We start from the raw sequence: 9,759 nt of genomic DNA, 5'->3' as shown, positions 1-9,759 counted from the left end.
GCAAAACTCGGCGGTAACCTGTAATTCTTTAGAAAATTCGGACATAAAAAATCGGCCTCAACAATGTTGAGACCGATTATGAAGTCTGCTCAGGATCGTTCAATTACTTAAAGCGATCGGCATTAACATAAATGTGCGCTTTTTCATCACGTAGATGATCACTGTTAGGTTAACTGGGTTTAGCTAATGCCCGTAATTTATATAACAGATCTAGCGCTGCTTTAGGGGTCATTTCATCAAGATTAAGTCGCTGCAACGCCAGCTCTACTTCTGATGTTGCGTTTTCAAAAGGCAGGCTTGACTGCATAGGCATCGGGCTAGTGTTGCCACTGTGGCTATCTCTGGCTTCCAACTCCTGCAATTTCATTTTGGCGGCTTTAATCACGTGAGCTGGGACGCCAGCCAGCGCCGCGACCTGCAAGCCGTAACTTTTACTGGCCGCACCTTCCTGTACTGCATGCATGAACACTATGGTGTCGGCATGTTCTACCGCATCCAGATGCACGTTGATCACCTGCGGTAACAACTCAGATAGTTGCGTCAGTTCAAAATAGTGAGTGGCAAATAGTGTCAGCGCCCCCAGTTTCCTAGCGAGGTACTCGGCTGCTGCCCAGGCCAATGACATGCCGTCATAGGTAGATGTGCCTCGCCCAATTTCGTCCATCAGCACCAAGCTGTTGGCGGTAGCATTGTGCAGAATATTTGCCGTTTCTGTCATCTCGACCATAAAGGTCGAGCGACCGGATGCGAGATCATCTGAGGCGCCGATGCGGGTGAATATGCGATCAATTGGGCCAATAGTTGCGCTGGTTGCCGGCACAAAACTGCCGATGTATGCCATCAGCGTTATCAGTGCCACTTGCCGCATATAAGTAGATTTACCGCCCATGTTGGGGCCAGTCACAATCAGCATACGGCGCTTGGGATTAAGCACCACCGGGTTGGCAATAAATGGGGATTGACTCACCCGCTCTACAACCGGGTGCCGACCGTCATCAATATCAATCCCAGTATGGTCACTCAACTCAGGTTGACAATAATTAAAGGATTCGGCGCGCTCGGCAAAATTACTCAGTACGTCTAATTCCGACGCTGCCATAGCAAAGCACTGTAATGCATACAGTTTAGGCAGTAGCAGATCAAACAACTCATCCCATAACTGTTTTTCTAGTGCGAGCGCTTTCCCCTGACTAGAGAGCACTTTTTCTTCATATTCTTTTAGTTCGGGGATAATGTAGCGTTCGGTATTTTTCAGTGTTTGTCGCCGTTGATAGCTTAGGGGCACTTGCGCAGATTGGCCCCGTGACACTTCAATGTAATAACCATGCACCCGATTGAAGCCCACTTTTAGTGTGGCTATGCCTGTGCGTTCCTTTTCACGAACTTCCAGTTGTTGTAGGTAGTCAGACGCACCATCGCTTAGGCTGCGCCAGTCATCGAGCTCCGCGTTGTAACCTTCACGAATGACACCACCATCGCGAATAAGCACCGGTGGATTATCCACAATGGCACGTTGCAGCAGCGACAGCTCATGTGGAAACTCACTGAGCTGTTCACTGAGTTGCCGCAGATGAGGCTGCTGCAGCGTCGATAATTGTTGTTGGATCTCCGGTAACAACTCCAATGCCTGACGTAAACGCGCAAGATCGCGTGGTCGGGCATTGCGGATTGCCAACCTAGCAATAATGCGTTCAACATCGCCCAGTGATTTAAGCAATTGGTGCAGCGACTCGTGTTGTCCCGTTGTTAGCAGTTCTGCCACAGCCTGATGCCGTGCTTCAATCAAAGCGCGGTTGCGTAGTGGCTGGTGGATCCAGCGTTGTAACATGCGGCTCCCCATGGGGGTCGCCGTCGCATCCAACACCGCTGCTAACGTGTTTTCTCGGCCACCGGAAAGGTTTTTCGTAAGCTCTAAATTGCGTCTAGTTGCCGCATCCAGCACTATGCTGTCGCTAGGGCTGAATTGATGAATGGCATTAATGTGTGGCAAAGCAGTGCGCTGAGTATCGCGTACATACTGCATCAAACAACCTGCCGCCTGTAGTGATAGACGTGCCTGTTGAATACCAAAACCATGCAGATCTTTGGTGCCAAACTGATCTAGCAATAGGCGCATTGCCGTGTCGAAATCAAATTCCCACTCGGGGCGACGACGTTTACCTTTGATGCTATTGAGCAGTTGCTGTTGGGTAAAATCTTCACTGTAAAGAAGCTCGGCAGGTTTTGTCCGTTGTAGCTCAGCTTCAAGGCTCTCTAGGTCTTCCAGTTCAGTGACAATGAAACGTCCAGATGCAACATCAAGAGTGGCATACCCAAAACCCGTTTTGCCTTCATAAACGGCCGCCAGCAGATTGTCCTGCCGCTCTTGCAGTAACGCTTCATCTGTTAATGTGCCGGGGGTAACGATACGGACTACCTTGCGCTCAACCGGTCCTTTTGCTAATGCGGGATCGCCAATCTGCTCGCAGATAGCGACAGACTCACCTTGTTGTACCAGCTTGGCCAAGTAGGTTTCCACTGCATGGTATGGAATGCCAGCCATTGGAATGGGTTCACCACCGCTCTTACCTCGAGCGGTAAGGGAAATACCGAGTAATTCGGAAGCTCGGCGGGCATCGTCATAAAACAATTCATAAAAGTCGCCCATCCGGTAAAACAACAACATATCGCTATGCTGAGCTTTCATCGATAGGTATTGCCGCATCATGGGCGTGTGTTTTTCGAAGTCGTCATCGAGGCTGGCAGCTGTGTTTTGCATCATAAGCTTGCGCTGTTTGTCCGTTAGTTATTCAAGGAATTCTCTGTACAATCAGGTTGGCAATATTAACAGGTATTTAGGGGGGATGAAGTTTAGGAGACAAATTTTATCATAGTCTAGTGAGTGCCAAGGACCATTGAGGTCAGCCAATTAGCGCTGGCAAATTAATCATACTCAGGGCTTGATACTGTATGATTGTACAGTATACTACTGTCTAAACGTTAAAACGATTTATACCCGTCCGGGTGATGACAGGCATTTCAGACAACTCATTGGTTGTCGTAAGAGGGAATCAGAATGAAGATTGATCCGAACAAAGAGAAAGCGCTAAACGCCGTGTTGGGCCAGATTGAAAAGCAATTTGGCAAAGGCTCAATTATGAAATTGGGCGAAGACAGAAGCATGGATGTGGAAACGATTTCCACCGGTTCGCTCTCTCTCGATGTTGCCTTGGGTGCTGGTGGTTTGCCACTTGGACGTATTGTTGAAATCTACGGACCTGAATCTTCAGGGAAAACCACTCTGACATTGGAAGTGATTGCGGCTGCTCAACGCGAAGGTAAAGTGTGCGCCTTTATTGACGCAGAACATGCATTGGACCCTATCTATGCCCGTAAATTAGGGGTGGATATTGATAATCTGCTCTGCTCTCAGCCAGACACAGGTGAACAGGCATTGGAAATCTGCGATGCATTGACTCGCAGTGGCGCGGTGGATGTCATTATTGTTGACTCCGTTGCTGCGTTGACGCCTAAAGCTGAGATTGAAGGTGAGATTGGTGATTCCCATATGGGGCTGGCAGCGCGCATGATGAGCCAGGCCATGCGCAAATTGGCGGGTAATCTCAAACAATCCAACACGCTGCTGATTTTTATCAACCAGATCCGTATGAAGATCGGAGTAATGTTCGGCAATCCAGAAACTACAACTGGTGGTAATGCGCTGAAGTTTTATGCTTCCGTGCGTCTGGATATTCGTCGTACCGGTTCGATTAAAGAAGGCGATGAAGTTATCGGTAACGAAACCCGAGTTAAAGTGGTTAAAAATAAAGTTGCTGCACCTTTTAAACAGGCTGATTTTCAAATTCTTTATGGTAAAGGCATTAACCGTGTCGGTGAATTAGTCGATCTGGGAGTCGCGCATAAACTTATTGAAAAATCAGGTGCTTGGTACAGTTATAAGGGAGATAAAATCGGTCAGGGACGCGCTAACGCGGGCAAATTCCTGCAAGATAATCCAGAAATTGCGCAAGAGATTGATACTCAGTTGCGCGAGATGTTACTGCATAAAGGTGGCGTTGCGGCGCCTGCTGCGGTTGAGACTGCGGGTGATGATAATATCGATATGGAAACCGGAGAGATCTTCTGAGCGAGTCATTAATGGACATTGCGGTGGCGCTGTTGGCGCGCCGCGATTATAGCCGGAGCGAATTGTGCGCCCGGTTGACAGACAAAGGATTTGCTAAGGTCGATATTGAACAACTTTCCGATAAGTTGGCGGCGCAAGGCATTATTGACGATAAACGTTATGCTGCGGCCCTTGTTCGTTCACAGATCTCCAAAGGGCACGGGCCGGCACGGATCCGCCAGACGGGGTTGCAGAAAGGTTTACCAAAAAGCTGTATTGAAGCAGCGTTAGATATTGCTGATTGTGACTGGGTGGACTTAGCTCGTCAGCGCATCCAGAAAAAATACGCGATGACTGACGGTACCATTGATGCTAAAGAGCGTGCCAAGCGTATTCGGCATTTGTTGGGGCAGGGGTTCAGTTACGATCAGATTGCTGCAGCCTTGGACTACGATCCCTATGAGTAAGTACACTTTAATGGCTATCACCTTGTTTTGACTTATTTCTTTTAGCTATTGAGTTAACTCTGGTTTAACGTTGACTTGGTCGTAGCGCTGCTCGTTTCCTTTTTTGCTGTTTTCCCTAACGCCTTCGTTTAGACGCTTAAAAATACATTTGTAGCTATACCTCATCGGTTGGGACAGGAGTACCTACATTTTTTGACACCTTGCGCTCTCCAACTTATACCAACAGTCGTTCAGCGAATTTGTGGCAATTTCTGATTATCGCGTTGTTCGTGAGGTCATATTGATTAACGCCTATTGTTCCTGCAAATCCTAGATTTCCCACTGATATTGATGATCTTCACCAGAGATTTAACTGATTCAAATGTGCGGTCAGTGATTCTAATTGGTATTCTCTCCCTGCACGCTTATAATGGCAGACCATTATGTATAACAGTGGCCGGCAGCCTAGCTCCAGGCCATTTTTTGTAGTTTACAGCCCAAGTTATTCAGGACGATTTCATGTATCAGACCACCGCCGCACTGCGAAGTGCTTTTCTGGAGTTTTTCCGAAAGAATGGTCATCAGGTCGTAGACAGCAGCTCCTTAGTGCCGGGCAATGACCCGACACTGCTGTTTACCAATGCCGGGATGAACCAGTTTAAAGACGTGTTCCTCGGTAACGAAAAACGCAGCTACAGCCGTGCCACTACTGCTCAGCGCTGTGTACGTGCTGGTGGTAAGCATAATGATTTAGATAACGTCGGTTATACCGCGCGTCACCACACATTTTTTGAAATGCTGGGTAATTTCAGCTTCGGCGACTATTTCAAACATGATGCCATTCGTTTTGCCTGGACTTTTCTCACTGAAGAACTAAAGCTGCCCAAGGAAAAACTGTGCGTTACCGTTTATCAAAACGATGACGAAGCCTTTGATATCTGGAATAAAGAAATCGGTATTCCAGCTGAAGATATCATCCGCATCGGTGATAACAAGGGAGCACCTTATGCGTCAGATAACTTCTGGCAGATGGGTGATACCGGTCCTTGTGGTCCATGCACAGAAATTTTTTACGATCACGGTGCTCATATCTGGGGTGGACGTCCTGGAACACCAGAAGAAGATGGCGACCGTTTCATCGAGATCTGGAATATCGTCTTTATGCAGTTTAACCGTCAGGCCGACGGTACCATGCTGCCATTGCCTAAGCCATCAGTAGATACCGGCATGGGGCTGGAACGTATCTCTGCCATTATGCAGAAGGTACATTCCAATTATGAAATCGATGTATTTAAGACCCTGATTGCCAAGACTGCTGAGATCATTGGTGTTACAGATCTGGAAGATAAATCCTTACGCGTGATTGCTGACCATATTCGCTCTTGCGCATTCTTAGTGGCGGATGGGGTGATGCCATCTAACGAAGGCCGCGGTTATGTATTGCGTCGCATTATCCGTCGTGCCGTACGTCACGGTTACAAGTTAGGTGCTAGCAATACCTTCTTCTATAAGCTGGTGCCGACACTGATTGAGGTGATGGGCGAGGCTGCCAAGGATCTTAAGACCACTCAGAGTGTTGTAGAGAACGCCTTGAAAGCGGAAGAAGAGCAGTTTGCCCGTACGCTAGAGCGCGGTCTGGGGATCCTTGATAATGCGCTCGCGGACATTAAAGGCAATGTCTTGGATGGTGAAACAGCATTCAAACTTTACGACACTTACGGTTTCCCGCTGGATTTAACCGCTGATGTTTGCCGTGAACGTGATATCACAGTAGATGAGGCGGGGTTTGATGTGGCAATGGCCGCCCAGCGCAGCCGTGCACAGGCTGCTGGTCAGTTCGCTGCTGATTATAACGCCGGTATTAAAAGCGATATCGATAGCCATTTCTGTGGCTATGAAGCGCTAAATGGCGCAGGTAAAGTGCAAGCTATTTATGTGAACGGTCAACCAGTTGATGCCGTGTTACCTGGGCAGGAAGCAGTTATTATTCTTGATAATACTCCATTCTATGGCGAATCCGGCGGACAGGTGGGGGATAAAGGTACACTGTCAGCAGCGGGCACCGAGTTCACCGTAAAAGATACTCAAAAATATGCCCAAGCTATCGGTCATCTTGGCGTATTGGTTGAGGGAAGCCTTAAGCTGGGACAGACCGTCAACGCCAACGTGGACAAGAAGCTGCGCCATCGCACTCAGTTGAATCATTCAGTGACTCATTTGTTACATGCCGCTCTCCGCAAGGTGCTGGGGACTCATGTGGCACAGAAAGGCTCATTGGTGGATCCCGAACGTCTGCGTTTTGATTTTTCACACTTTGAAGCCATGACCACAGAGCAACTCGCTGAAGTGGAGGATTTGGTGAATACCCAGATCCGTCGTAACCATCAACTGCAGATCGCCGAAATGGATCTTGAACAAGCCAAAGCCAAAGGTGCTATGGCGCTGTTTGGTGAAAAATATGATACCCGTGTCCGTGTTGTGACGATGGGGGATTTTTCCGTAGAGCTATGCGGCGGTACTCATGTTGGCCGCACCGGTGATATTGGGTTATTCAAGATTGTATCTGAAAGTGGTATTGCTGCGGGTATCCGCCGTATTGAAGCGGTCACCGGCGCAGCAGCAATGGCTTATATCTCCCAGCAGCAACAGGAATTGGCCGAAGCCGCTGCTCTGTTAAAAGGGGATACACATTCCGTTGTCGCCAAGTTAAAAGCACAATTGGATCGTGCTAAACAGCTGGAGAAAGAGATTTCACAGTTGAAAGATAAGCTGGCCGCTGCGGCAAGTGCTGATCTGGTGAATGAAGTGACCGATGTCGCCGGTACCAAGGTATTGGTGAAGCTGCTTGATGGGGTTGATGCCGGAGCCTTACGCGGTTTACTGGATGAACTAAAACAGAAGTTGCAGTCTGGCATTGTGGTTCTGGGCACTGCTCACGATGGCAAAGTAAACCTAATTGCGGGTGTCACTAAAGATCTTACTGGCAAAGTCAAGGCAGGCGACTTAGTCGCGATGGTGGCGGCACAGGTTGGCGGCAAAGGCGGTGGCCGTCCTGATATGGCGCAGGCGGGGGGCAGTGAACCTGAAAAGCTACCTTCTGCATTAAATACGGTGCTGCCATGGTTGCAGGAGCGTCTGTAAACCACATTTGCTGAGGTTTCTGTGACAACAGCAGTAACGCACCGTGGCTCACGGTTGTATGTCAAAAAGTTCGGTGGCACATCACTAGGGTCACTGGAACGAATAGAAATTGTCGCCGAACAGCTCGCCGAGGCATATCACCTTGGCGAGCTGCAAGTGATTGTTTGTTCAGCGATGGCGGGCGAAACAAATCGGTTATACGCCTTGGCACAGCAGTTGGACGAAAACGCTTCTGCGCGTGAATTGGATATGCTGGCGAGCACCGGCGAGCAAGTGAGTATTGCTTTACTCGCTATTGCACTGCAGAAACGAGGTATTAGCGCTCGTTCGCTGCTGGCATCGCAGCTGCCTATTCGTACTTCTGCATCGCACGGTGCTGCAGAAATTACACAGATAGAAACCTCTTATTTGCTGCAGTTACTTCAAGAGGGCATAGTCCCTATTATCGCTGGATTTCAAGGCATCAATGCAAATGGGGATATTACCACGCTTGGACGAGGTGGCTCCGATACTACCGCAGTAGCCATTGCTGCGGCATTACATGCTGAGGAATGCCAGATTTTTACGGATGTTGATGGCGTTTTTACCACCGACCCGGCAATAGAACCCACCGCCAGAAGGCTGGATGCAATCAGTTTTACGGAGATGTTGGCACTGGCAAGAAATGGTGCCAAGGTTTTGCATCCTGACTCAGTTGCTACTGCTCAGCGCTGTTGTGTTCCGCTGCGGGTACTCTCTAGTTTTAACCCAGGTCGGGGAACGTTGATCGTTGACAATTTGCCGCGCTCCAGCGGTATCACTGGTATTGCTGTTGCCCGTAATCAAGCGTTACTTACCAAGGCTGTGACGGTTGGGAATGGTGATTTTAATCAGCAGATGCGGCAATTGTTGCAGCATTGCGGTGTGGCTTTTGAATCAAATGATACGGTGTCGGATAGTTGGTTTGTGGTGGGGCAGCAACATATTACTCAGGTGGTTACCGCCATGGAGCGAAAACCTGACAGCATTCCGGTAAATTGTCAGTCGTCATTGACCCGACTCTCGCTTGTGGGGGCAATAGTGTCTTCTTTTACATCTATAAGCAACGAGTTGCACCTGATGTTGGATGGTGAAGGTATCGATGTTAAGCTGTCGAGCTGGTCGGCTACCACTTTGTCAGTATGGGTAGATGAAGCAAATGCAGACAAGGCTGTTCGCGTGCTGCATCACGCTTTTGGACTAAATAAGGCGCAGTAAAACAAGGCTTTTAGTATTGAATACTATTATTTTGTACTAAGCTCACCTTATAATAGATACCAGAACGGATAAGCGCCGTAATAAAATATGGATAATAGAGGAGCAAGCTAATGCTGATTTTGACTCGTCGTGTTGGCGAAACACTGATGATTGGTGACGAGGTCACAGTTACAGTGCTGGGGGTGAAAGGTAACCAGGTGCGTATCGGCGTGAATGCGCCTAAAGAGGTCTCTGTGCATCGTGAAGAGATCTATCAACGCATCCAGTCTGAAAAAAGTGGCTCTTCCTCAGAAGGCGGCGACTATTGATCCTATGTTGCAGGATCTCGTAAAGATACACTGAAGAGCCAGCCTAAACCGCTGGCTTTTTTATTGTGCTAATTTATAAAAAAGCCTTGTTTTTGGCAGTGTTGCAGCGTATTTGCACGATATGATTAAAAACAGGGCAAACGGTTTGCCTTTCCCAAAAAGCGTTTGACTTATTTTCTTCAAACAGTAATATGTGCGCCAAGAAAAAGTGGAGAGGTGGCCGAGTGGCCGAAGGCGCTCCCCTGCTAAGGGAGTATGGGCTTTAACTCCCATCGAGGGTTCGAATCCCTCCTTCTCCGCCATTTTCTTAACGAAAACTGCGCATGTAGCTCAGCTGGATAGAGTACCTGGCTACGAACCAGGTGGTCGGAGGTTCGACTCCTTCCATGCGCACCATTTTCGTTTATAGCAGTAAAGAATACGTTTTGCGCATGTAGCTCAGCTGGATAGAGTACCTGGCTACGAACCAGGTGGTCGGAGGTTCGACTCCTTCCATGCGCACCATTCTGCTTTAATTCCCATT

Annotated in this window: 6 protein-coding genes and 3 tRNA genes; 8 read left to right on the top strand and 1 reads right to left on the bottom strand. The window is 48.5% G+C overall.

Annotated elements, in window-relative coordinates; genetic code table 11:
- Positions 1-169: 169 nt before the first annotated feature.
- On the bottom strand, positions 170-2,758 hold the full coding sequence (gene mutS / locus IE064_RS17235; RefSeq protein WP_189618919.1) for a DNA mismatch repair protein MutS: 2,589 nt from the start codon (positions 2,756-2,758) through the stop codon (positions 170-172).
- Between the two features lie 297 nt (positions 2,759-3,055).
- Here mutS and recA point away from each other — a divergent pair, with 297 nt between their 5' ends.
- The 8 genes from recA (at position 3,056) to IE064_RS17195 (ending at position 9,740) form a co-directional block, all read left to right on the top strand.
- Complete coding sequence (gene recA, locus IE064_RS17230) at positions 3,056-4,126, top strand: recombinase RecA (protein ID WP_133039660.1); 1,071 nt, start codon at positions 3,056-3,058, stop codon at positions 4,124-4,126.
- An 11-nt stretch (positions 4,127-4,137) separates the two neighbouring features.
- Positions 4,138-4,572: a regulatory protein RecX gene (locus tag IE064_RS17225; protein WP_373295293.1), complete on the top strand. Its 435-nt coding sequence runs from the start codon at positions 4,138-4,140 to the stop codon at positions 4,570-4,572.
- Between the two features lie 498 nt (positions 4,573-5,070).
- Positions 5,071-7,692, top strand: coding sequence for an alanine--tRNA ligase (alaS, locus tag IE064_RS17220; protein ID WP_189618916.1), 2,622 nt, complete (start codon positions 5,071-5,073; stop codon positions 7,690-7,692).
- A gap of 21 nt (positions 7,693-7,713) precedes the next feature.
- Positions 7,714-8,928: an aspartate kinase gene (locus tag IE064_RS17215; protein WP_189618915.1), complete on the top strand. Its 1,215-nt coding sequence runs from the start codon at positions 7,714-7,716 to the stop codon at positions 8,926-8,928.
- Between the two features lie 110 nt (positions 8,929-9,038).
- The gene (csrA, locus tag IE064_RS17210) at positions 9,039-9,236 is read left to right on the top strand and encodes a carbon storage regulator CsrA (RefSeq protein WP_133039664.1); all 198 of its coding nucleotides are present in this window, start codon (positions 9,039-9,041) and stop codon (positions 9,234-9,236) included.
- 210 nt (positions 9,237-9,446) lie between these two features.
- Positions 9,447-9,538 (top strand) — tRNA-Ser (locus IE064_RS17205).
- 17 nt (positions 9,539-9,555) lie between these two features.
- Positions 9,556-9,632, top strand: a tRNA-Arg gene (locus IE064_RS17200).
- Positions 9,633-9,663: 31 nt separating this feature from the next.
- Positions 9,664-9,740 (top strand) — tRNA-Arg (locus IE064_RS17195).
- Positions 9,741-9,759 lie beyond the last annotated feature (19 nt).

Source organism: Shewanella fodinae, from assembly GCF_014651955.1.
GTDB lineage: Bacteria > Pseudomonadota > Gammaproteobacteria > Enterobacterales > Shewanellaceae > Shewanella > Shewanella fodinae.
Note: the sequence above shows the minus strand (reverse complement) of the source record. Positions and strands in the feature narration are given on the sequence as shown.